Origin of the sequence: Vreelandella venusta (assembly GCF_007989605.1) — a bacterium.
GTDB lineage: Bacteria > Pseudomonadota > Gammaproteobacteria > Pseudomonadales > Halomonadaceae > Vreelandella > Vreelandella venusta.
On the sequence record NZ_BJUL01000002.1, the window covers coordinates 329,728 to 352,604 of the forward strand.

General features: G+C 53.8%; 21 protein-coding genes. 15 read left to right on the top strand and 6 right to left on the bottom strand.

The features are described from left to right. Positions 1-15: 15 nt before the first annotated feature. Positions 16-1,056 carry a DctP family TRAP transporter solute-binding subunit gene (locus HVE01_RS03745; protein ID WP_146942464.1) on the bottom strand — a complete coding sequence of 347 codons (1,041 nt, stop codon included), beginning with the start codon at positions 1,054-1,056 and terminating at the stop codon, positions 16-18. Between the two features lie 169 nt (positions 1,057-1,225). Here HVE01_RS03745 and HVE01_RS03750 point away from each other — a divergent pair, with 169 nt between their 5' ends. The 9 genes from HVE01_RS03750 (at position 1,226) to HVE01_RS03790 (ending at position 10,202) form a co-directional block, all read left to right on the top strand. After that, complete coding sequence (locus HVE01_RS03750) at positions 1,226-1,909, top strand: TetR/AcrR family transcriptional regulator (RefSeq protein WP_146942466.1); 684 nt, start codon at positions 1,226-1,228, stop codon at positions 1,907-1,909. A gap of 209 nt (positions 1,910-2,118) precedes the next feature. Beyond that, the gene (locus HVE01_RS03755; RefSeq protein WP_244973767.1) at positions 2,119-3,417 is read left to right on the top strand and encodes a class-II fumarase/aspartase family protein; all 1,299 of its coding nucleotides are present in this window, start codon (positions 2,119-2,121) and stop codon (positions 3,415-3,417) included. A 174-nt stretch (positions 3,418-3,591) separates the two neighbouring features. Further along, complete coding sequence (locus HVE01_RS03760; RefSeq protein ID WP_146942470.1) at positions 3,592-4,410, top strand: CoA transferase subunit A; 819 nt, start codon at positions 3,592-3,594, stop codon at positions 4,408-4,410. Next, entirely contained in the window at positions 4,410-5,183 is a 774-nt protein-coding gene (locus HVE01_RS03765; RefSeq protein ID WP_146942472.1) for a CoA-transferase subunit beta, read from the top strand. Before HVE01_RS03760 ends, HVE01_RS03765 begins: the two co-directional genes overlap by 1 nt. Before the next feature lie 10 nt (positions 5,184-5,193). After that, positions 5,194-6,396 (top strand): 3-oxoadipyl-CoA thiolase, encoded by a 1,203-nt coding sequence (pcaF, locus tag HVE01_RS03770; protein WP_146942474.1) that lies wholly within the window; start codon positions 5,194-5,196, stop codon positions 6,394-6,396. Positions 6,397-6,406: 10 nt separating this feature from the next. Next, entirely contained in the window at positions 6,407-7,588 is a 1,182-nt protein-coding gene (locus HVE01_RS03775) for an alpha/beta fold hydrolase (protein ID WP_146942476.1), read from the top strand. A 32-nt stretch (positions 7,589-7,620) separates the two neighbouring features. Next, on the top strand, positions 7,621-8,352 hold the full coding sequence (pcaH, locus tag HVE01_RS03780; protein WP_146942478.1) for a protocatechuate 3,4-dioxygenase subunit beta: 732 nt from the start codon (positions 7,621-7,623) through the stop codon (positions 8,350-8,352). 16 nt (positions 8,353-8,368) lie between these two features. Next, the gene (gene pcaG / locus HVE01_RS03785; protein WP_186808799.1) at positions 8,369-9,001 is read left to right on the top strand and encodes a protocatechuate 3,4-dioxygenase subunit alpha; all 633 of its coding nucleotides are present in this window, start codon (positions 8,369-8,371) and stop codon (positions 8,999-9,001) included. 385 nt (positions 9,002-9,386) lie between these two features. Then, complete coding sequence (locus HVE01_RS03790) at positions 9,387-10,202, top strand: hypothetical protein (RefSeq protein ID WP_146942480.1); 816 nt, start codon at positions 9,387-9,389, stop codon at positions 10,200-10,202. A 268-nt stretch (positions 10,203-10,470) separates the two neighbouring features. Here HVE01_RS03790 and HVE01_RS03795 read toward each other — a convergent pair whose 3' ends face one another. From HVE01_RS03795 to HVE01_RS03805, 3 genes are all read right to left on the bottom strand, one after another. Beyond that, the gene (locus HVE01_RS03795; RefSeq protein WP_244973766.1) at positions 10,471-11,448 is read right to left on the bottom strand and encodes a TRAP transporter substrate-binding protein; all 978 of its coding nucleotides are present in this window, start codon (positions 11,446-11,448) and stop codon (positions 10,471-10,473) included. Positions 11,449-11,563: 115 nt separating this feature from the next. Further along, positions 11,564-12,532, bottom strand: a complete 969-nt coding sequence (locus tag HVE01_RS03800) for a PDR/VanB family oxidoreductase (protein WP_146942481.1) — start codon at positions 12,530-12,532, stop codon at positions 11,564-11,566. Further along, positions 12,529-13,596 carry an aromatic ring-hydroxylating dioxygenase subunit alpha gene (locus HVE01_RS03805; protein ID WP_146942483.1) on the bottom strand — a complete coding sequence of 356 codons (1,068 nt, stop codon included), beginning with the start codon at positions 13,594-13,596 and terminating at the stop codon, positions 12,529-12,531. The genes HVE01_RS03800 and HVE01_RS03805 overlap by 4 nt, the downstream gene beginning before the upstream one ends. A gap of 142 nt (positions 13,597-13,738) precedes the next feature. Here HVE01_RS03805 and HVE01_RS03810 point away from each other — a divergent pair, with 142 nt between their 5' ends. Both HVE01_RS03810 and HVE01_RS19795 read left to right on the top strand, forming a co-directional pair. Continuing rightward, complete coding sequence (locus HVE01_RS03810) at positions 13,739-14,416, top strand: GntR family transcriptional regulator (protein ID WP_146942485.1); 678 nt, start codon at positions 13,739-13,741, stop codon at positions 14,414-14,416. Between the two features lie 210 nt (positions 14,417-14,626). Next, a complete protein-coding gene (locus HVE01_RS19795; RefSeq protein ID WP_186808800.1) occupies positions 14,627-14,767 on the top strand; it encodes a hypothetical protein in 141 nt (46 codons plus the stop codon). 189 nt (positions 14,768-14,956) lie between these two features. Here the strand turns inward: HVE01_RS19795 and HVE01_RS03815 are convergent, their stop codons facing one another. Next, complete coding sequence (locus tag HVE01_RS03815; protein WP_146942487.1) at positions 14,957-16,063, bottom strand: ketopantoate reductase family protein; 1,107 nt, start codon at positions 16,061-16,063, stop codon at positions 14,957-14,959. A gap of 247 nt (positions 16,064-16,310) precedes the next feature. Further along, complete coding sequence (locus HVE01_RS03820; protein ID WP_146942489.1) at positions 16,311-17,210, bottom strand: LysR family transcriptional regulator; 900 nt, start codon at positions 17,208-17,210, stop codon at positions 16,311-16,313. 99 nt (positions 17,211-17,309) lie between these two features. Here HVE01_RS03820 and mdlC point away from each other — a divergent pair, with 99 nt between their 5' ends. From mdlC to HVE01_RS03840, 4 genes are all read left to right on the top strand, one after another. Beyond that, the gene (gene mdlC, locus HVE01_RS03825) at positions 17,310-18,896 is read left to right on the top strand and encodes a benzoylformate decarboxylase (protein ID WP_146942491.1); all 1,587 of its coding nucleotides are present in this window, start codon (positions 17,310-17,312) and stop codon (positions 18,894-18,896) included. A gap of 74 nt (positions 18,897-18,970) precedes the next feature. Continuing rightward, the gene (locus tag HVE01_RS03830; protein ID WP_146942493.1) at positions 18,971-19,987 is read left to right on the top strand and encodes a TRAP transporter substrate-binding protein; all 1,017 of its coding nucleotides are present in this window, start codon (positions 18,971-18,973) and stop codon (positions 19,985-19,987) included. A 54-nt stretch (positions 19,988-20,041) separates the two neighbouring features. Then, a complete protein-coding gene (locus HVE01_RS03835) occupies positions 20,042-21,493 on the top strand; it encodes an aldehyde dehydrogenase (protein WP_146942495.1) in 1,452 nt (483 codons plus the stop codon). Between the two features lie 357 nt (positions 21,494-21,850). Continuing rightward, positions 21,851-22,876 carry a TRAP transporter substrate-binding protein gene (locus tag HVE01_RS03840; RefSeq protein WP_146942497.1) on the top strand — a complete coding sequence of 342 codons (1,026 nt, stop codon included), beginning with the start codon at positions 21,851-21,853 and terminating at the stop codon, positions 22,874-22,876. Position 22,877 lies beyond the last annotated feature (1 nt).

Genomic DNA, 22,877 nt, shown 5'->3' on the forward strand with positions numbered 1-22,877 from the left:
TTTTTCAGGTGGGGTTTAGAAGCGTGCGGACGCCTCTTCCACAGCGGAAGACAGGCGCTCGATCCATTCAGCGTCATTACCAAGTTCTTCGGTCAGGTACGCCTGTACCGGCGGTTGGGCTGCTTCGCGGAAGGCTTCCAACTGCTCGGCGGAAGGCTGGGTGATCTCCATGCCCTCTGCTTCGAGCTTGGTGATACCCTCCGCCGAATTAAACTGCTGAATGACACGGCCGGTGGTACCAGCAACCACAGCGGCACGCTTTACAGCAGCCTGTTCTTCCTTACTTAGCGACTGGAAAATGTCGTCGTTAATCAGCAGGTGATCGACGCCGTAAACGTGACGGTCAAGCGTGAGGTAATCCTGGAACTCGTAGAAGTTATTGCCGTAGATCACCGAGATGGGGTTCTCTTGGCCATCGACTACGCCGGTAGCCAGGGCTGTCGGTACTTCACCCCAGGCGATGCCCTGAGGTTCACCGCCCAAAGCGCTAACCATTTCCAGGTAAAGAGGAATAGTTTGCACACGGAATTTCAGACCTTGCATATCTTCCGGCGACTGAATTGGGCGCACGGAGTTGGTGAAGTGTCGGAAGCCGGTTTCGCCGTAAGCCAGCGTGCGTAGGCCCGTCTGTTGCAAGCAGTGCTCGGCTAGGGATGTACCAAACTCACCGTCCATGACTTCCCATGCCACTGGCGCCGATGGAAAAGAGTAAGGGATATCCGTGACGGCGACCGCCGGGCAGAAATTGGCGTAGGCGCCGGAGACCATCGCGATACTGATAGTGCCATCCTGGGCGCCTTCAATCAGCTCGGTTTCACCCCCTAGCGAGCCAGCGGGATAGAGCTCCACGGTGAGATCCGTTTCGGCTTCCACCAAGTTTTTAAACACCTGACCAGCTGCGCCTTTTTTCGAGGTAGTCCAGTCATCAGGGTCAACGTGGGCGAAGCGGAGCGTTTGGGCAGAGGCATTTGCAGCGGCAATGAGGGTAGCGGCAGTGACGGCTGCTGTCAGCGTGCGCTTCATGGATATTGGTTTTACGGAAAACACTGGAGACATTGTTGTTGTCCTCTTATCGGGCCGTTGTCATGGGGTTGGAAAAAAGCCATAAACGATGGCGTGCTTGGCCTTTTCATCCTGTCATAATAAACAATGTACGAAATGGTACGTTCAGTCAAGCTGTGGCATACTAGACAAAAGACGACCACGACAATAAAAGGCACGCCCTATGACAGCACCTTCGACCAAGACCAGCCCTCCCGCCACTCGGCGACGGCGTAAAAACGACCCTGAATCCGTGCAGGCCGATATCCTTGCGGTGGCTACCCGCGAATTCTCAGAAAAGGGCCTCTCAGGGGCGCGAATCGATGAAATCGCTGAAAAAACCCGCGCCTCCAAGCGTATGATTTACTACTACTTTAGCGATAAAGAGACGCTCTACCTGCATACTTTGGAAGCTGCTTATAAGAAGGTGCGTCTACAGGAAACCGAGCTGAATCTTGATCACTTGGCTCCGCTTGAGGCGCTTAGCCGACTAGTGCGGTTTACTTTTTGCCATCATGCTAAAAACCCCGACTTCATTCGCCTGGTCATGATCGAGAATATCCATCATGGCCGCTTTTTAGCGCAGTCAAAATTGATCCAATCACTCAATGCTGGGGTAATTGATGTGCTCACCAACGTCTATATCCGCGGTGTAGAGGAGGGATGTTTTCGTGAAGGCTTGGACCCTCGGGAATTGCACTGGCTGATTAGCGCTCTATCATTTTTTAATGTTTCTAACCAGCACACCTTTTCGCGTATTTTTGACTGGCAACAAGCAGCTCCAGAGAACCAGCATAAATTAGAACAACACGTTACCGACATGGTGATGCGCTACGTGTGTGCTGATGAAGTAAAGCCGTCATTGTAAGCAAAAATCAGTTCATGTTGATTCGCAAACCTACCTGCCGAAGAAGGGTGACGCTTGTGAGTTCACGCCTACCTAGTTAATGTGTGGTTCGAATGGCGAACATCTGTACAATTTTGTCCTGAGCCCCGCATGAAAGCTATTGTGGGGCGCTGGATAGCGTTAATAGGAAGCCTCCCACCATGCCCTGCGCATTTTTTAAGCACCCTTTTATGAGCCAGCGCGCCGTCGCTGAATGTGATGACGCCGCCATGGTGCGTGCCATGCTGGCCTTTGAGTTGGCGTTGGCCGAGGTCCAGGAAGCCAGCGGAGCTGTACCTGATGGCGTAAGCCAGCAAATGCGAGAGCAGCTTGAGCACGCCCACTTGTCTGTTGCTGAGATCGCCGAGGGTATCGCTAGCGGTGGCAATGTGGCGATTCCCTTCGTTAAACAGAGCCGTGCGCTGCTCGCCGATGAGCACAAACGCTACTGGCACCAAGGTGCAACGAGCCAAGACGTAGTTGACTCCGCGCTGATGCTGCTGCTTAAGCCACGCTTGGCGGCGCTAGATAAGTTACTGCTGCGCTGCCGATCAGCGGCGTTAAAACTAATGGACACTCATATCGGCACGCCCATGGTGGGGCGCACCCTGATGCAGCAGGCGCTGCCGATCACCTTTGGAGTAAAGGTGGCCCACTGGGCAATCGGCTTGGAGCAGAGTCGTCGCCGTTTGGATGAGGTGGAACTGCCCGTTCAGTTTGGTGGCGCGGTGGGGGTGCACTCGGGCTGGGAAACCCTAGGGCTGGAATGGATGGATGCGCTGGCCGAACGGTTGGGCTTGGTGGTGCCGGTGCTGCCCTGGCATACCGACCGCTACCCCATTCATGCCCTTGGCACGGCATTAGACGCTGTCGCTGGAGCTGCTGAAAAAATCGCCCTGGATGTAGCGCTGCTGACACAAACCGAAGTCGGTGAAGTGGCGGAACCCTCGGCACCAGGGATGGGGGAGTCGTCATCCATGCCTCATAAACGCAACCCGGTACGCAGCGCGCTGATTCGCGGCGCCGCACGGCAGGTGCATGGCCACACCAGCGTATTGATCAACGCCGTCGCCCAGCCGCTGGAGCGTGGGCTAGGCGAGTGGCATGCGGAATGGGCGCCGCTGATGGAGAGCGCTCTGCTGGTAGAGGGCGCGCTTGAGCAAGTAGCCACGCTGCTGGAGGGACTCGAGATCTACCCTGATCACATGCAGCGCAATCTGGCAGCCACCGGTGGCGGCATCATGGCCGAGCCCGTGGCACGTTTGCTGGCGCCTACGCTAGGGGTTGAGAGAGCCAAAGCAGTTAGCGCGGAAGCGGCAGAAACCTCGCGCCGGGAAGCACGCCCCTATTCAGAGGTGCTTGCCGAGCATCATGATGTGAAAGGAAACGTAGACACTGATGCACTGTGTAATGCCTGTGACCCTGCTTTATACCTTGGTAGCGGCGCAGTCCAGGTGATGCGTGCCAAAAAATGGCTGGAAATGCATTAAGTTTATTTAAAAACAAAATGTTATGTTCATTTTTGATGTAGGTGCTGGGTTCGGCACGGGAGTTTGATGGTCGCCAATGAGTTTGACCCCATTAGCGTTCGGCAGTAAATTGTTCGTATAGAGTATCTATGTTCGCAAAACGAACATTCTGCTAACCGTTAAGAGGCACCCATCATGGTCGAGTTTCTCAGCTTGCATGACGCGGTAGCGCGCTACGTCGAAGATGGCGCCACCGTTGCCATGGAAGGCTTTACCCACTTGATTCCGTTTGCCGCGGGTCACGAAGTGATCCGTCAGAAAAAGCGTGATCTGACGCTTATCCGCATGACCCCCGATATCATCTATGACCAGTTGATCGGCGCTGGCTGTGCCAAGAAAGTGATTTTTTCCTGGGGTGGTAACCCCGGCGTGGGTTCGCTTCACCGGCTGCGTGATGCAGTTGAGAAAGGCTGGCCGTGCAAAATTGAGATTCTTGAGCACAGCCATGCTGCGATGGCCTGTGCCTTTGAGGCTGGGGCTGCTGGCCTGCCAATGGCTGTGCTGCGTGGCTATGTCGGAAGTGAGCTGCCGAGCGTGAATGATCAAATCAAATTTATTGAGTGCCCGTTTACGGGGGAGCGCTTAGCCGCTGTGCCCTCAGTGCGCCCAGATGTCTCGATCATTCACGCCCAGCGGGCGGATCGCCAAGGCAATGTATTGGTAGAAGGTATTGTTGGCGTACAGAAAGAGGCGGTGCTGGCTGCTAAGCACAGCATTGTCACCGTGGAAGAGATAGTCGATGACCTGAACGCTCATCCCAATGCCTGCGTGATTCCTGGCTGGGCGATTAGTGCCGTTGCCGTGGCAGAAAAGGGCGCGTTGCCTTCGTATACCCATGGCTACTACGGTCGCAGCAACCGCTTCTATAAAGAGTGGGATGCCATTGCACGTGACCGCGATACCTTTACGCAATGGATCGACAAGAATATCTACGGTGCAGAGGAGCAAGCCTAATGAGCCAGGAATACACCTCTTCTGAAATGATGACTGTAACCGCTGCCCGTGCGTTAGAAAACGGCATGACCTGTTTTGTCGGTATTGGTCTGCCTTCTGAAGCCGCCAACTTGGCACGCCTAACCCACGCGCCTGAGGTAGTGCTAATTTATGAGTCCGGCACCCTGCAAACCAAGCCTGAGATTCTGCCGCTTTCTATTGGTGACGGTGAGCTGTGCGAGTCAGCGCTGACCACGGTGGCCGTGCCAGAGATGTTCCGCTATTGGCTGCAGGGCGGCAAAGTGAGCGTGGGCTTTTTAGGCACCGCACAAATCGACCGCTTTGCTAACCTCAATACCACGCTGATCGGTGATTACAAAGCCCCCAAGGTTCGTTTGCCAGGGGGCGGCGGTGCGCCAGAAATCGCCACCAACGCTGGTGAAGTGTTTATTACCCTGAAGCACTCCAAGCGCGCCTTTGTGAAAGATGTCGATTTCATCACCACGCTAGGCTTTGGACGTGACGGCAAGGGGCGCGATAACGTGCCTAATATTGGCAAAGGCCCTACCCGTGTCATTACTGACCTGTGCGTGATGAAGCCCGATCCGGATACCAAAGAGCTGGTAGTGGTATCGCTGCATCCTGGCGTCACCCGTGAAAAAGTGACTGATGCGACCGGCTGGGATATACGCTTTGCCGAACAGTTAGAGAGCACGCCGGAACCGAATCCCAACGAGCTTAAAATATTGCGCGAACTGAAAGCACGCACCGAACGGGCCCACGCGGGTGAATAAGGAGCTTTGTATGAGTGATGTCTATTTATGCCACCCGCGCCGCACTGCCATTGGTCGATTCGCTGGCACCTTGGCCAGCGTGCGCCCCGATGATTTTGCCGCAACGATTTTTAAAGCTGTGTTGGCACAAGCACCGGATCTTGATCCGGCCGCCATTGATGAAGTGTTTATGGGCTGTGCCAATCAGGCGGGAGAGGACAACCGCAACGTGGCGCGTATGTCGTTGCTGCTGGCGGGCATCCCGACCTCGGTACCCGGCACGACCATGAACCGCCTGTGTGGCTCGGGAATGGACGCAGTGGGCACGGCATTTCGTGCGATTAAAGCAGGCGAAATGGAACTGGCACTAGCCGGTGGCGTAGAGTCGATGTCGCGAGCGCCCTACGTGATGGGCAAGGCCGATAGCGCCTTTGCTCGCACTCAAAAGATCGAAGACACCACCATTGGCTGGCGCTTTATCAACCCGCTGATGAAGAAAGCGTTTGGGGTGGATTCGATGCCGGAAACCGCCGAAAACGTCGCCGAGCAGTTCGCTATCTCTCGTGAAGATCAGGATGCTTTTGCTTTGCGCTCCCAGCAGAAAGCCTCCGCCGCCCAAAAAGCGGGGCGCTTTGCCCAGGAAATCACCGCCATCGAGATCCCGCGCCGTAAGCAGGAACCGCTGGTCTTTGATCAGGACGAGCATCTGCGCGAAACCTCCCTGGAAAAACTGGCCGGTTTACCCACGCCGTTCCGTGAAGGCGGTAGCGTCACCGCTGGCAACGCCTCGGGAGTTAACGATGGTGCTGCCGCCATGCTGGTAGCCAGCGAAGCCGCGGTTAAGCAACACGGTCTTAAGCCGATGGCGAAAATCATCGGCATGGCCACCGCTGGCGTTGAGCCGCGCATCATGGGCTATGGCCCGGTACCCGCTGTGCAAAAACTGCTCAAACGTACCGGTATCACCATGGACGATATCGATGTGTTTGAGTTCAACGAAGCGTTTGCCGCCCAGGCGCTGGCCTGTATGCGCGACTTGGGCCTTAAAGACGACGACCCTCGCGTCAACCCCAACGGCGGCGCGATTGCCCTGGGTCACCCGCTGGGTATGTCCGGTGCGCGCTTGTTAATGACCGCTGCTCACGAGCTGCAAAACAGCGGCAAGCGCTATGCATTGTGCACCATGTGTGTAGGCGTGGGCCAGGGTATCGCCACGCTGATTGAACGCGTTTAACGGAGGTAGCATGGCCTTTCATACTATCAATGGCCGCAGTGTGGCTTATCGCCTGCTCGGCGCAGAAGTGAACCCGCTGGTCGTACTGGCGCATCCTTTGGGCATGAGCCAGGCAGTATGGGATGACGTGATTCCCGCACTGCTGGCTCGCTATCGGGTGCTGACCTGGGATCTCCCCGGCCACGGTGCCAGCCAAGCGGTCAGCGGTGCACAAATCACCCCTGCTGACCTAGCGGCGGAGGCATTGGCGCTGGTAGAACTTGCGGGCGCGCAGCGCTTTCACTTTGCCGGTACGTCCATTGGGGGTGTGGTTGGCCAGCAGTTGATTGCTGAGCATAGCGATCGGCTGCTCTCTGCCACGTTGACCAATACCGGCGCAGTGATCGGCAATCCTGATCTCTGGAACACCCGCGCAGGGCGGGTGCGCCAAGAAGGTTTGGCTGCTATGTCTGAAGAGATCGTGCCGCGCTGGTTTGCACCACAGGCGTTTGAAGCAAGCCCTGCGCTGAAAGCGGGCTGGTGCACACAGATGGGCCGTGGCGACGATGAATCTTACGCCCAACTGTGCGAAATGCTCGGCCGCGATACCTTTACTGGCAAGCTCTCAGGTAAGCAGGTTCCTCATAAGGTCAGGGTACAGCTATTGGGCGGCAGTGAAGATATGGCCACTCCGCCCGCGACGCTGGAAGCTCTGGCTGCGGAACTCGACAGCGCACCGTTGGAGATATTTGACGGTGTGGGTCATGTGCCGTCGGTAGAGGCTCCGGTGCTGTTTGCTGAGAGACTGCTCGCACTTATGGCGACTGACTTAGGTGACGTAGCCAACCATGGAGTGGCCTACGCCACAGGCCTGGAAACCCGCAAGCAGGTATTGGGAGAAGAGCATGTTGCGCGCTCTACCGCTAACGCCAACAGCCTGGATGCCCCCTTCCAGCAGATGATTACCCGCTTTGCCTGGGGTGAGCTGTGGAGCAACGGCGACCTTACTCGCCGCGAGCGCAGCATGATTACCACCGGTATCCTCGCCGCCCTCGGCCGGGAAGAGCTAACGCTGCATTTAAAAACTGCTAAGCGTATTGGGCTGTCTGAGGCCGAACTGCGGCAGGTGCTGATGCACGTAGCGATTTACGGCGGTGTCCCGGCGGCCAATCACGCCTTTGCCCTCGCTAAAGAGCTGGGCTGGGGCGAGTAGCGAATCACAATACTTGATGAGAGGTAAGGGTGATGACCCACGACAATAAGCGCTTTGTGGAACGCGACCGCAGCTGGCATCCGCCTGCCTACGCGCCGGGCTATAAAACCTCGGTAGCGCGTTCGCCCCAGCAGGCGCTGGTGAGTATGCAGCAACCGACTGTGTCTGAACTGACCGGTCCGGATTTTAGCCACCTGCGCATGGGGCCTCATGATAACGATCTGCTGCTGAACTTCCGCCAGGATGCGAGTCAGGGTGGGTTACCCCAGGGCGAGCGGATTATGATGTTTGGCCGAGTGGTCGATCAGTTTGGTAAGCCGATACCGCACACCCTGGTTGAGATGTGGCAGGCCAACGCAGGTGGGCGCTACCGGCATAAGAATGATAAGTACCTAGCACCGCTAGACCCTAACTTTGGCGGTGTAGGGCGTTGTTTGACGGATGAGCAGGGGATGTACCGCTTCCGTACCATCAAGCCCGGTCCCTACCCGTGGCCCAATGACATGAACAGCTGGCGCCCTGCGCATATTCATGTCTCAGTCACCGGACCTTCAATTTCTACCCGGTTAATCACTCAGATGTACTTTGAAGGCGACCCGCTGATCCCGCTTTGCCCGATCGTGCACACACTGAAAGATCCTCTTGCGGTTGAGACGATGATTGGGCGGCTCGATATGGCGCATAGTAAGCCGATGGACTTCCTCGCCTATCGCTTTGATGTGGTGGTGCGCGGCGAGCTGCAAACCTTCTTCGAAAACCAATAAGGGCAGGGGATAGATCATGAATCAGCCTAACAGCCAGCCGACCAGCGACCTGATGCTGCGGGAAACCGCCTCGCAAACCGCGGGCCCCTACGTGCATATTGGTCTTGCCCTGGCCGCTGCCGGTAATCCCGTGCGGGACGAAGAGATCTGGAACGAGATGGCCAAGCCCGACGCCGAGGGCGAGCATATCGAAGTGGTGGGTATCGTTATCGACGGTAACGGCGACCTGGTGCGCGATGCCTTTGTGGAAGCGTGGCAGGCCGATGCTAACGGCCACTACCAAGCCGATTACGATCTAAAAAAGCCGTTTAATAGCTTTGGCCGCACCGCTACCACCTTCGATCACGGTAGCGAATGGTCGTTAACCACCATCAAGCCCGGCGCGGTGAAGCACCCCAGCGGCCAGTTAATGGCGCCACACATTAATCTGGCGCTGTTTGCCCGTGGAGTGAACATCCATCTGCAAACGCGGCTCTACTTTGACGATGAAGCTGAAGCGAACGCCCTGTGCCCAGTGCTATCACGCATCGAGTCACCGGCGCGCCGCCAAACGCTGATCGCTAAGCGCGAAGAGGTGGATGGCAAGGTGCGTTATCGCTTTGATATCCGCCTGCAGGGTGAAGGCGAGACGGTGTTTTTTGATTTTTGAGTAGTAGTTATTCTCGCCCCTGCAAAAAAGCGCTGTGACGATGTCACGGCGTTTTTTATGTGCCTGATGCGATGACCTCCCAGCTAAGCATGCTCTATTAAATACTTACTTTAGGCCCTTCATCACTCAGCGTGGCGTAGTATTCGCTTTTATGGGACTGATGTTAGTTTGCATGTCCTTATTAAAGGCTAATTAAAAATGTCTAAGTGTTTGGTAATAATATTGCCAGTGAGGCGGCTATCAAGAGATGCTTGGCCAGTATAGTCATGGTGATTTTTCAAAGGTATAGTTAGCTTTTAGGTCGGGCTCGTGCTGTAAAAATTGTTACTGTGGAAGAAATCGCACAATTGCTGCGTTTTTTATACTTGATTCAAAGGAGTGAATTTTGAATATATCACGCTGTTTTGCTTTTTCGTCTGTCCTGTTGCTGGCTGCATGTGGTGATAGCGTTCCTGAAGCAACTGATGAACAGCTTGTTGCATTGCTAGGTGAGCATGAAGAAGCCTATGGGCAGTCATTGCCTCCCCGCATTTTGAGCAATACAGAAGATTGTGTGCGCCTGCTTGCAGGGCTGGAAGATGAAATCGTCCAAGATATCCCAGATGAGTATCTTGGAAGGATCAAAGCTGACTGTCGCACGGATCTGCGTGACAGGCTTCAAGTCAGTGAACTAAACCCAATGGAAATAGAGCTTTCACACTTTGAAAACAGGGAGCTGGGAGAGCGAGTCAGCGAACTTGCACAACCATCCCGCGAAGCAGCTCGGCAGGCGAGAAGTGAGGCAAGGGAGGCTAAGCAGAAAGCTGATGCCGAAGCGAGAGAGGTAGAGCAACAGGCTAAAATTGATGAAGCACAAGAAAAAATAGCGACTCTTCAATCCTCACTGGATGATCACCTTGAGGAGTTCGCGCAGTTATGTGCTGAGTTTATGGAGTCGCGTCAGTCGGCATTCGACCAGGATATCACGGTGCCTAGCCATTTGAGGTGGTCTACTCCCCGTGTTTGTAACAATAACTTTACACAACAATTAAGTTCACAGATTGAAAATGTAAGTGAACGTCTTGCGGCTCTAGAGCCTAGTAGTGGAATATTTGGGCCATCAATTCCATATTTTGGTTTGGCTGACGCAGAGTACTTGGAAGCTCAGAAAGAAGATCTTGAAAGCAAAATTCAGGAAATTAAGCAGTTATTGAGTGAGTGAATGTCCTAGGTAAAGACCGCAGGATTGTTTGATAAAACGGTTCACAGCAGTGTGATTCTTAGCGCCTTGAGTAGAACCAAGGCGCGTCCGCGGCGCTTATTATATACAAGGAGAGATGTCTTAAAAGGAACCGTTGGGCGGTTAGTGATAGGCATGCTATACGGGGAATATGCTGCTTATCAATTGAGTTAAGCTCAGTGGGTAAGCATTCTAGGTGTAAAAGCGCCGAGCAGCCTGCGCTGGCTGCCCCTTTGTCATATCTTCAAACCTAAGCCGAGCAGCTCTCCTGTAAACCCATCGCAGCTTCGTAGATGTCATTGGCGGAGCCGCCAATCTCCTCAAGGTAACCATCAATGGTTTGCTGTAGCACCGGGTCCCATTCAGAATCTTTAAGTGCATCTTTGATGATGACGAACTCATGTCTGGCCTCGACGGCTTCTTCACGCCCTTGGCGTATCATCTCGTCGTAAACTTCCGCTGCGCGCAGCGACCACTCCAAGCCGCTGTGGTCATCAATCACTTGCTGCAAATCGGCCGGCAGGCTGTCGTAACTGCGCTGGTTCATGGTGGCGAACAGCGAAAGGTCATACAGGGGGACTTCGGTGTGGTACTGCGCCAGTTCGTTCAGCCGGAAAGTCTTCATGCCTTCCCAGTTGAAACTGAGGCCGTCGACGACGCCACGCTGCATAGAGGTAAACACATCCGGCGCTGGCATGCCCACGGCTTGGGCGCCAAGGCGCTCGAACATATCACCCACCACGGGCGTGGGGCGGCGTAGGCGAAGCCCCTCAAGATCAGCGGGTGTTTCAATCTGCTGGTTTTTGGTGTGCAGGTAACCTGGGCCGGTAGTGAACAAGAACAAGGGGCGTGTATCGGCGTACTCCTGTTCAAAATGCCCCTGATCGTAAAGCGACTGGAGTATACAGGCCCCTTGGCGGGCGCTTGCTGATACCCCCGGCAGCTCGACGACTTGTGTGAGGGGAAAGCGGCCTGCGGTATAGCCCTGGGCGGAAGCGCCAATGTCGGCGATGCCCATCACCGCGCTTTCGTAGGTTTGAGCCGATTTCGCCAGCGTCTGGCTGGGGAACACTTCTACTGTCAGCTGCCCATTCGACGCCTCTTCGACGCTTTCAGCCCAGGCTTGAAAAAGTTCGCGGTCTATCATGGAGCCGCCCGGCCAGACGTGCGCTACCCGCAGTGTGGTGCTGGCTTCCACGACGGGGGCCGCGAATGAAATGGCGAACACGCCAAACAGGGTCGCCTTGGCTAGGTGGGTGGGTATTTTTTTTATTGTCGATATCCTGATATCTAGTCAACGGGGCTCGTTTTTATGATTGTTTTTGAAGCTGTCTTGAGACTGTTTAAAGATCCAACACAAGGGTCTTGCTCTTGGCTCTGGAGCAGCAGGGCGTGAATTGATCGTTGGCCGCGTGTTCATCGTCATCCAGGTATAAATCTCGATGGTCGGGTTCGCCTTCGAGCACACGGGTTAGGCAGGTGCCACAAACGCCTTGCTCGCAGGAGACCATGATGTCGATGCCATTTTCAGCCAGTACTTGGTAGACGGTTTTATCGGCGGGCACGGTAAAGGACGCGCCGCTGCTGGCAATGCGCACTTCAAAGCTACCGTCGTCAGCAGATGTTGTCTCAGCACCGGAAAAGTACTCGGTGTTTAGTTGGTCGGCTGGCCAGCCGCACTGTTTACCTGTTGATAGGACGGCGTTAATAAATCCGCTAGGGCCGCAGACGTAAACCTGGGCATCGGCCTCGGGCTCACTAAGCAGCTTTTCCAAATCGAGGGTTGGGGACGCGGTGTCATTGTCCAGGTAGAAGTATGATCTATCGGCGAAACCTGATGTGTTGATACGCTCACGGAAAGCCATGCGCTCGGCGGAACGCGCGCAGTAGTGCAGCTCGAAATCCGCATCGGTGCGCGCTAAACGCTCCGCCATACACAGCAGCGGGGTGATGCCAATCCCGCCCGCCAGTAGGTAAGTGCGCTTTGCGGGTTTAAGCGGGAAGTGGTTTTTGGGGGCGCTGATGAGCAGCAGGCTGCCCACTTTAATCTCATCGTGCATGGCGATGGAGCCTCCTCTGGAGGCCTCATCACGCAACACGCCGATCAAATAGCGATCCCGCTCTTCAGAGTGGTTGCACAGCGAGTATTGCCGAATTACTCCCTCTTTCACCTGCACATCAATGTGGGCGCCGGCGCTAAAGGGGGGCAGCGGTCGACCATGCGGGTCGGCAAGCTCAAAGGTGGCAATGCCCAGCGCCTCCTCGTGACGAGCTTTTACCTCGACAATAAGCGATAGAGAGGGGTGACTCATGCCATTGCCTCCTGGGATTGCTCGGCCTGCTCCTCTGTTAAGATGCGATCAATAATGCGGCGCGCTTGTACGCCCCCGCCGTCAATATTGAGTTTCAGCAGTGGGCGGTCGGGGTATTTGAGCAGGTTGCGTTGCTGCGCCTCGAGCATCTCAAGATCTTCTTCGAAGATCTTGCCCTGGCCCTCGCGGATCTTGTCGGTGAGCGCCTGATCTTCCGGCTTGAAGTTGCGGGCCATGCCCCAGAAGTACCAGATAGAGGTATCGCTCTCAGGAGTGATAAAGTCGACCACGATGCTGGACGCTTTTACATCTGCCGGTGCTTTAGCGCCGCCATTGCCCGCGTGGGCCACACCGACATCGATGTGCACATGGCTAGGAGGGGTAAAGCGGCAAATTTGCCAGCGGTCAACGGGGACATCATCAGCAAGCCCATTACCCCTTAGAGCGGCCTGCCAGAAAGGCGGTGCGGGGATATTTTCCATCTCGCGGCTGGTGATCACTTCGCTACCGTTAACCGTTGTTTCCGGTGCGGCTTCCTCTATCTCTGGCTGGCCGATGCTGGAGGCGTGCACATAGGTCTCATGGGTAAGATCCATGAGGTTGTCGATCATCAGGCGATATTCACACTGAATATGGTAGAGACCGCCGCCATATGCCCAGTCCGGGTTGTTGGCCCAGTGCAGCTCGGGAATCAGATCGGCGTCCGCTTTCTCGGGGTCGCCGGGCCAGATCCAGATAAAGCCGTGTCGCTCTTCAACGGGGTAGGCGCGATTGCTAGGAAAGCCGCGAACCCGCTGGCCGGGCATGCTGTCGCACTTACCGCTGCAGTTCATTTCAAGGCCGTGGTAGCCGCACACCAGCTTGCCATCGCGCACGAAGCCCAAAGAGAGCGGCGCACCACGGTGGGGGCAAAAGTCCTCCACGGCGGCCACGCGACTTTCGTCACCGCGGAAGAAAACTAGTTGCTTATTGCAAATAGTACGCCCAAGCGGTTTCTCTGTAAGCTCTTCTGGGGTGCAGGCGACGTACCAGGTATTTAAAGGAAAGGGGGCTTGTTGAGTCACGGTAAACTCCTTTTTGGTTTAGTGTTGTAATTATGCTTATTGGATCCAAAGTAAAGGCTAGGAAGGTTTTTGCCGTCAACCTATACCTTCGTATAGCTCCGCCAGCTAATTGCAAAACAGTGTTGATACGAGAGAAAAACAAATGAGTAATAACGATAAAAGTGTCGTCAGCCAGCTGCGAAAGCTGATCAGTGAGGGGGCATGCGCTCCTGGGGAGCGCCTTGGTGAAGTCGCGGTTGCGGAGCAGTTGGGGGTTTCGAGAACGCCGGTAAGACTGGCTTTTCGCACTCTGGAGCAGGAGGGGTTGCTGCAACAGGCGGGCAAGCGCGGGTTTATGGTGCGTGAGTTTACCCAGGCGGATGTGCACTGCGCGGTTGAGGTGCGTGGGGTGCTGGAAGGGCTGGCCGCTCGGCACCTGGCGGAGCAAGGGCTGCCGCCAGGTGTCGCTAAGGAGCTGGGTATTTGGATCCAAAAAGGGAAAAAGCTAATCGCCAAAGGCTACCTTGTAGAGTCCGATATCAATCAATGGAGCGAGCTTAATGCGCATTTTCACGGCATTATCATTCACTCCATCGGTAGCGGTGTCGTGGCGGATGCCATTGCAAGGAATAATCACCTTCCTTTCGCTGCCGCCGACTCAATCATCATTGATAGCGATGACTTAGAGCGAGAGTTTAAAAAGTTGCAATTAGCGCAGTTTCATCATGAGCTTATATTTCAGTCACTTAAACAGGGAGAGGGGGCGAGGGCAGAAATGCTGATGCGTGAGCATGCGTTGATTGGGTTGCGTTACCCTGAACTACTGGCTGATTTTGAATAGAAAGGTGGATTATTTAGTTACAATTTATAATTAAACCAAAGTGTTGATGGTTTTAAGTTGTTTAAATTCAATGGCTTATATTGATATTGAAATGAATCACCTCCATTTTAATTGATATATGGAGGTTTTATTGTAGGGCTTGGGTGCGTAGTGCAGAGCAGGGTTCGCATTGAGAACCATTGCAGCTAACATGCGCCCTTCTCGCCCCCTGTGCGCTTGTTGCTGGTGCTGGGCTTAAACCAGGCGAGCTATGCCGCACTTTCGCCGGAGCTGAAACAGGTGATTAACGATAATGCCGGGCTTCGTGAAGCACAGCTCATCGGTCAAGACGCGCTGGCAGGCGGCGGCTGAGACAGCCACGGCTCAGTGGATTAACTGAGGTTTTGATGGTCAATGGCTCTGTGATGAGGCGACACGCTTGGTAGAGAAGTATACTGAGCAGACTAAATAATCGTATTTTTTTACTCTGCGGCCGCCTTGGACTATTGGAAGGCGGCTTTTGGTGTGTTTTGTTGGCAAAAAAACAACATGTAGAGCTAGCTACTTAATAGTTTTATGCATATCAACTGATGTAGCCACTTCTAAGCGCCAGTCAATATGCCTAACAAGCCCCAGAATAGTGCGGGTAACAGGCACCGCGATGCTGTGTTCTTCCGCACGGCGTACGGCAGCGCCACAAATAGCTTCAATTTCGGTAGGTCTTCTTGCAAGCACGTCCTGGAGCATAGACGGCTTATGAGAGCTGTGGTGCTCTAACGCTTCGTTCACTGTTTTTTCTATACGTTCACGCCGAATAGCAAAGCCGCATGCATGGGCAGTAGTACAAAGCTCACCAATAATTTGAAATGCAATTGCTCTAGTATCTGCATGATCGCCTACTTGGCCAACAGTTGATCTAGTGACTGCACAAAGGCCGTTTAAAGCGGCGTTAAATATCACTTTTTCCCAAATTGCCACCTCTACCTCAGGATCAACAATGGTTTTTATCCCGCTGTTTGTGAAGAACTCAGGTATATAATTAAGTATCGGTGGCGCAACCGAAGATGAGGCGGCGGCTAGCCTGACAATGCCTTCACCATGAGACTCTACGCACCCTGGTTTCTTCATGTCTGCAGGATAAGTAGTAATACCAATAATAATATTTTTTTGATCGACAAACTCCATAAGAGAAAGCTTGTTATCAAGCCCATTTTGCAAGCTTAAAAGAACAGTATTAGAATCTATTGCTGAACGTATTGCTGTTATTGCCGACTTGGTGTGCATTGTTTTAGTAAAAACTATAATAAGGTCATAGGTTTTACTTACTTCCCAAGGAAAAAGCACCGGGACAGGAATTAGACGCTCTCCTTTATCCGTCTTGAGCTTGAGCCCCTTCTGGCGCAAAGCAACAACATGCTCCGCATTAACGTCAATCAGAGTAACGTCCGCGCCTCCTTCGGAAAGGGTCCCTCCTATTAGTCCGCCCATTGCGCCTGCACCAAGGATGGCGATGCTAGGTTCTTGCCTGATTGGGTTATCCACTATTTTTCCTCTTGATAAATCTGCGTATATACTTTTTTGGTTTGGCTTGTTTTGTAACGGAGTGAGCGTTTTAGATGGTTTTGAGTTGCTCTGATAAACATCCATCAATGGGTTGTTAGCTATCACTTATACCGTTCTGTATATTGATAAATCAAATAGATGATTTGAGGGTTGTTTATAGATAGCGTTTATTTTGGTAGTTAACAATGTAGCCGTTAATTGTTCTAAGGGAAAGGCTGGAAGCGGTGTTTTATTAAGATGTTGTGCTCTATTTCGTTGGTGTTGAGTTGATGTTTAAACTTATATTATATGAAGAAGTTAAAGTGTTGAAAAAACAGCTGGGCTTGCGAAGGCTGCTTGTATTTGCCGAAAATTACTGTTTATCAGTGATGGCGGTAATGATGCTTTCACAAAACCAACGTTGAGCTGGTGAGCGCGACGTATGCGCCTGCCAGTATAGTGTTACGTCGAATGGAGGCACTTCGAATGGTAACTCAAGTGCTTTTAGAGGTGCTTCATTTACAAAGGCAGAAGCAATTTGCTGAGGTAAAATCACTACTAAGTCACTCTTTTGTAGGACTCTTGGTAAAATGGAAAAGTGGGGCACCACGAGGCTAACTTTGCGTTTTAACCCAAGTCTTGCCAACACATCTTCAGCCAGGCCATGCCCTGACGAAGCAGCAACTACAGCATGCTTAGCATCCATAAATTGCTCCAAACTGAGATGATCATCAATACTTGGATGCTGACGATTCAGCAGGCAAACGTATCGCTCCTTGAGAATGATTTGGCGCTCCACGCCAGAGGCAGTAATAGGCCTACTACAAATGACCGCATTAACTTTCCCTGCTGCCAGCCACTCTTCAACCTTGTCGATTTCCAAAGCAATGACTTCAAGCTCAACATTTGGCGCCTCGGTGTGCATATAAGAGAGAATTCGTGGCAATAGTGCCAGCTCACCGAGGTCAGTAAGCGCTAGTCGAAATCGCCTATGTGAAGAGTGCGGAGCAAATTCGCGATTTTCCTCCAGCGTACTGTCGATCTGAGCGAGCGAGTCGCGCAGCGTTGGGTAGAGCTGAATCGCTGTAAAGGTCGGCTCCATGCCGTCGCGAGACCGTACAAAAAGGCGGTCATCAAACAGGTCGCGCAATCTCGATAACGCGTAGCTTACGGATGGCTGAGTAACGTTCAAACGATCCGCTGCTACCGTTACGCTACGGGCATCAAAGAGAGTGACAAATACCCTTACCAGATTTAGATCAATAGCCGCCATGGAATAGATACCATTTATATTTTATAGAACATATATTGATTTGATGGATGTTTAAAGGCCAATTAGTGTGAAATAAATGTCTTCACACTAGAGCCAAATATGTCAACCGTACATTCTATTACTTACCAGCTTCTCCGTCGGCAGGGGCTCAACACTGTTTTCGGTAACCCTGGTTCTAATGAACTGCCGTTCCTAAAGCGCTTCCCTGAAGACTTTCGTTACATTCTTGGCCTTCATGAAGGCGTGGTTGTTGGCATGGCCGACGGCTTCTCTCTGGCCAGCGGGCAGCCGGTTCTGGTCAACTTACATGCAGCCGCAGGTACCGGCAATGCGATGGGAGCGCTGACCAATGCTTGGTATTCACATTCACCGTTGGTCATTACGGCAGGCCAGCAGGCGCGCTCTATGATCGGTGTGGAAGCGATGCTGGCGAATGTTGATGCATCGTCACTTCCACGCCCATTGGTTAAATGGAGCTACGAGCCTGCCTGTGCAGAGGATGTGCCGCGGGCATTGAGTCAGGCGATTCACATGGCTAACCTGCCCGCCCGGGGGCCGGTCTATGTCTCGATTCCTTATGATGACTGGGATCACGAACTTGAAGATGACGCAGACCAAGTCGTTCAGCACGACGTTAGCCATGCCGGTTTACCGTCAGTCACCCAGCTGGAAGCCTTGGCTGAAACTCTCAAACAAGCGCATAACCCTGTGTTGGTGCTGGGGCCGGAGGTGGATGCCGTTCGTGCCAATTCACTGGCCGTAGAGCTGAGCGAACGACTCTGTATGCCGGTATGGGTGGCACCGTCTGCTTCGCGCTGCCCGTTTCCAACACGCCATGCCTGTTTCCGTGGTGTGTTACCGGCAGCCATTTCGGGCATTTCGGATAAGCTGGACGGCCATGACTTAATATTAGTGATTGGCGCGCCAGTGTTTCGTTATCACCAATATGCGCCGGGTCGTTATCTACCTCAAGGTGCAACATTGTTGCATTTGACCGGCGACCTGCAAGAGGCGGCCCGCGCTCCGGTGGGTAATGCTCTCGTTGGCGATATCTATGCCACGCTGGAAGCGCTGCTGCCGTTGTTACCACAAAGTGACCGTGCGCTGCCTAATCCTCTTCCTTTGCCATCGTCTCAGGCGGTTTCCACTGGGCGTCTAGCGCCGGAGAGTGTTTTTGACGCACTTAATACCCTCGCGCCAGAGGACGCGATCTACGTTAAAGAGTCGACGTCGACAGTGTCTGCTTTCTGGCAGCGCGTTGAGATGCGCCACCCTGGAAGCTACTTTTTTCCGGCGGCAGGCGGGCTCGGTTTTGGCTTGCCCGCTGCAGTGGGCGTCCAACTAGCTCAGCCCCATCGGCAGGTGATCGCGGTCATCGGTGACGGGTCGGCGAATTATGCTATCAGCGCGTTGTGGAGCGCCGCCCAGTACAACGTCCCAGTGGTCTTTATCATCCTTAAAAACGACACCTATGGAGCGCTACGCTGGTTCTCACGGCTGCTGGATGCTGAAGATGCTCCAGGACTTGATGTTCCGGGGCTAGATTTTTGTGAATTGGCAAGGGGTTATGGTGTTGAGGCGATTCGTACAGAGACGCTTGAGTCTTTCGAGGATGCACTATGCCGGGCGCTGAAGGCTTCCCGGCCGATATTACTGGAGGTGCCGACGACAACGATAGAGCCTTGATACGAAGCTATATCCAAGGGGCGTTGTAATCACGCCAAACAATGAAGGTAATAACAATGACAGAGAGTACCCTCATGATAAGAACCCTATCGCCACTGTTAGTCAGCATATCGACAGCCGTTCTATTTACGTCGGCTAATGCTGATACGACACTCCGCATGGCCCACTTGTGGCCTGCCAGTTCGACGGTTAACCAGGAAATTTATCAAGCCTGGGCGCAACAAGTCGAGCAGGAGTCGAATGGCCAGTTAAAAGTAGAAGTCTACCCTTCTCAAACATTGAGCAAGGCTGACAAAGCTTACGAGGCAGCGGTTAATGGCATCGCTGACATTGCCATTACTGTACAAGGCTATACTTCCGGCCGCTTCCCTCTCTCCGAAATCGTGCAACTTCCTGGCGTATCGACTAGCGCATCGCAAGGGGCCTGCATTTTACAGACACTCTATGATGAAGGTGATATAGCCGAGGAGTATGAAGATGCCCATACGCTATTTCTATTCACCACTGGGCCAGCCTATTTACATACTCAAGATACCGCAGTTGAAACGCCCGCTGACTTAGCCGGCCTGAGGATGCGTCATCCCAGCGAGGTAGCCGGGGAAATGCTCACCAGTATGGGTGCGCACCCAGTGGGTATTCCTGCGCCAGATATTTATACGTCACTGCAGCGTGGTGTGATAGATGGATTGAGTTTCCCCTGGGAGGCCATGACGGTTTTTCGTATCAATGAGTTAGTGAATCATCATTTGGAGTTGCCCTACTATACAGGTACGTTCGTGGCCACTATGAATCAGGCCTCTTATGATCGCCTCTCTCCTGAACTAAAAGCAGTGATTGATAACAATAGCGGTATGGCATGGGCTAGCAAGGCTGGTCAAGTATTTGATGATATTGACAAAGCTGGTCGTGAAGAGGCGTTGGCTCAAGGTGATATTATCTATGCAGTGGAAGATCCACTTAATGACCCCGCCTGGGCTCCCCCTCTTGAGCAAGGCACTGAAAACTATCTAGAGCAACTTGAGCAGAGGGGCTTGGATAGCGCTCGTTCTGTCTACGAGAAAGCGTTAACGTTACGCGATCAGTGTGAATAATAAGTCTTGGCGCAACCGCAATCAGCCTTACCATTTACATTCTAGGAATACGCCATGAACACTCTCGACCTGCTTATCGGTGGCCATTTACGCCCAGCTCACGCGTCTGCCACCTTCGAGCACACCAACCCGCTAAGCGGAGAAACTGTCACTTGTATAGCGGCTGCATCGGCTGGCGATGCTCAGGCTGCCGCCGAGGCTGCAGCCCGTGCCTTCCCAGCTTGGTCAGCGACGGGCCCTGGCGAAAAGCGCGCCAAGCTGCTCAAGGCGGCAGAGATTATGGAGGCGCGCCAAGCCGACTTTATCGAACGCATGGTAGATGAAACCGGCGCTACGCCAGGCTGGGCAGGCTTTAACGTCATGGTCGCCGCCAGCATTCTGCGGGAGGCGGCGTCGCTGACTACGCAGGTCGGCGGCGAAGTAATACCCTCTAACGTGCCCAGCAGTTTAGCGATGGGCGTGAGGGTTCCTTGCGGCGTGGTGGTAGGGATCGCTCCCTGGAACGCGCCGATTATTTTGGGCACTCGTGCCATTGCAACACCTCTGGCGTGTGGCAATACAGTGATTCTTAAGGCCTCGGAACAGTGCCCCGCGACGCATCATCTGATTGGGGAGGTGCTGATCGAGGCTGGTTTGGGCGATGGCATCGTTAATGTGGTGACCAATGCGCCGCCACAGGCCGCCGAGGTCGTCGAGGCCTTGATCGAGCATCAAGCCGTACGGCGTATCAACTTCACTGGTTCTACCCAGGTGGGGCGCATCATTGCTGAAAAAGCAGCGCGTCATCTTAAGCCAGTGCTATTGGAACTGGGCGGAAAAGCGCCGTTCGTGGTGCTTGACGATGCGGATCTGGACGCTGCCGTTGAGGCGGCTGCTTTTGGTGCCTTCTTCAATCAAGGGCAGATCTGTATGTCCACTGAGCGGCTGATTGTGGTGGATGCGGTCGCTGATGCCTTCGTCGAAAAACTGGCTCGCAAAGCACAAGCGCTGCGCGCGGGCGATCCCCGGGGAGAAGGTAACGCGCTGGGTACGCTGATCAATCGCGAATCGGGCGAGAAGCTCAACACCCTGCTTGACGACGCCCAACGGCATGGCGCTCGTTTAGCCTGTGGTGGTAAGGCCGAAGGCGTCATTATGCAGCCTACCGTGGTCGATGGGGTTACCAAGGCGATGCGCCTCTATGGCGAAGAGTCGTTTGGCCCGGTGGTGGCGCTGATGCGTGTCAAGGATGAGGAGGAAGCCCTGCGCGTGGCGAACGATAGTGAATATGGCCTTTCTGCCGCCGTCTTCAGCCGCGATACCGCCCGGGCGATGCAGTTTGCCCAGCGTATTGAGTCGGGTATTTGCCATATCAACGCCCCCACCGTGCACGACGAGCCCCAGATGCCTTTTGGAGGCGTTAAATCGAGCGGTTATGGACGCTTTGGCGGTAAGGCCGGAATCGAGGAGTTTACCGATCTTCGTTGGATGACTATGCAGCTTGGCCCGCGCCATTATCCCATTTAGATAAGTGCCTGACACCCCTGCATTTGTCAGTAAGCCGCCGTTGCACTAGTGCAGGCGGCTTTTTCATTGATGTATCAGGAGATGACTAATCGCGTGGTTATTCGGTCATTCGACTATGGTCGTGCTGTCATATTGTAAAAGTCCAATTTTTTGATGCTATTTTGCTGTTGGGGCGAGACAACTGGCTGGAGCGCTGGTGATCTTTGATCGTGAGGGTATTAAGGCTAGCTGCGGTGCCTAAACATAGACGAATGTCGATTAGCCTTACGCCTGATAGTGGACTAATGTGGTTGCTTGAAGCGAACTAGTATTCGCTATGCGAACTTAGAATAATCCAAGAACGTCCTGGAGGCTCCCATGAAAATGTCCTTATCCCGATGCATTTTGGCAGCGGCAATTACTGGTCTGGCCGTTAGCTCTGCCCAGGCAGAGACCACCCTGCGTATGGCCCACTTTTGGCCTGGCCCTTCAGGCGTTAATCAGGATGTTTTGCAAGCATGGGCCGATACCATTGCCGAAGAGTCCAATGGCGATCTCACTATTCAAATGTTTCCCGCCGGTACCTTAGCCAAACCGGACTCCATTTATGAAGCCGCGGCCAATGGTATTGCCGATATTGGTGCCACTGCCCAGGGCTATACGGCCGGTCGTTTCCCGCTGTCGCAAATTGTTGAGCTACCGGGTGTAGCCAGCACCGCGACACAAGGGGCTTGTGTGCTACAGACGCTCTACGACGATGGCCATTTGGACAGCGAATACGAAGATACTCGTCCGCTATTTATGTTTACCACAGGCCCAGGTGGCATCCACACTATTGGCACCGACGTACAAACGCCCGCTGATCTCCAAGGACTGCGCATTCGCCGTCCCACCGCGGTGGCGGGCGAGATGCTGGAAAATATGGGCGCAAGCCCGGTGGGCATGCCTGCGCCTGATATTTATACCTCCATGCAGCGTGGCGTTATTGATGGCCTGAGTTTTCCCTGGGAAGGTCTGAAAGGCTTCCGTATTAACGAACTCGTCAACTACCACACCGAGGTGCCGTTCTACACGCTGATCTTTGTGGCTACTATGAATCAGCGTAGCTATGACAGCCTGACTCCCGAGCAGCAGGCGGTGATCGATAATAACTCCGGTATGAAATGGGCTGAAAACGCCGGTGCAGTATTTGATCGTCTCGACGTTGAAGGCAAGCAAGAGGCGGTCGACGCGGGCCATACCATTCGCGAAATTGAAAATCCGCTGGCGCATCCTGACTGGCAGGAGCCGCTTGAAACAGGCATCGAAAATTACCTAACGCAGCTGGAAGAGCGCGGTCTTGATCAGGCGCGGGATGTCTATCAGGCGGCATTGGCAGCCAGTGAGTCTTGCAGCGCCCAATAGG

Excerpts from the sequence above, each read along its gene's own strand:
- HVE01_RS03745 (WP_146942464.1), bottom strand. The coding sequence starts at position 1,056 with ATGTCTCCAGTGTTTTCCGTAAAACCAATATCCATGAAGCGCACGCTG.
- HVE01_RS03750 (WP_146942466.1), top strand. The coding sequence starts at position 1,226 with ATGACAGCACCTTCGACCAAGACCAGCCCTCCCGCCACTCGGCGACGG.
- HVE01_RS03755 (WP_244973767.1), top strand. The coding sequence starts at position 2,119 with ATGAGCCAGCGCGCCGTCGCTGAATGTGATGACGCCGCCATGGTGCGT.
- HVE01_RS03760 (WP_146942470.1), top strand. The coding sequence starts at position 3,592 with ATGGTCGAGTTTCTCAGCTTGCATGACGCGGTAGCGCGCTACGTCGAA.
- HVE01_RS03765 (WP_146942472.1), top strand. The coding sequence starts at position 4,410 with ATGAGCCAGGAATACACCTCTTCTGAAATGATGACTGTAACCGCTGCC.
- pcaF (WP_146942474.1), top strand. The coding sequence starts at position 5,194 with ATGAGTGATGTCTATTTATGCCACCCGCGCCGCACTGCCATTGGTCGA.
- HVE01_RS03775 (WP_146942476.1), top strand. The coding sequence starts at position 6,407 with ATGGCCTTTCATACTATCAATGGCCGCAGTGTGGCTTATCGCCTGCTC.
- pcaH (WP_146942478.1), top strand. The coding sequence starts at position 7,621 with ATGACCCACGACAATAAGCGCTTTGTGGAACGCGACCGCAGCTGGCAT.
- pcaG (WP_186808799.1), top strand. The coding sequence starts at position 8,369 with ATGAATCAGCCTAACAGCCAGCCGACCAGCGACCTGATGCTGCGGGAA.
- HVE01_RS03800 (WP_146942481.1), bottom strand. The coding sequence starts at position 12,532 with ATGAGTCACCCCTCTCTATCGCTTATTGTCGAGGTAAAAGCTCGTCAC.
- HVE01_RS03810 (WP_146942485.1), top strand. The coding sequence starts at position 13,739 with ATGAGTAATAACGATAAAAGTGTCGTCAGCCAGCTGCGAAAGCTGATC.
- HVE01_RS03820 (WP_146942489.1), bottom strand. The coding sequence starts at position 17,210 with ATGGCGGCTATTGATCTAAATCTGGTAAGGGTATTTGTCACTCTCTTT.
- mdlC (WP_146942491.1), top strand. The coding sequence starts at position 17,310 with ATGTCAACCGTACATTCTATTACTTACCAGCTTCTCCGTCGGCAGGGG.
- HVE01_RS03830 (WP_146942493.1), top strand. The coding sequence starts at position 18,971 with ATGATAAGAACCCTATCGCCACTGTTAGTCAGCATATCGACAGCCGTT.
- HVE01_RS03835 (WP_146942495.1), top strand. The coding sequence starts at position 20,042 with ATGAACACTCTCGACCTGCTTATCGGTGGCCATTTACGCCCAGCTCAC.
- HVE01_RS03840 (WP_146942497.1), top strand. The coding sequence starts at position 21,851 with ATGAAAATGTCCTTATCCCGATGCATTTTGGCAGCGGCAATTACTGGT.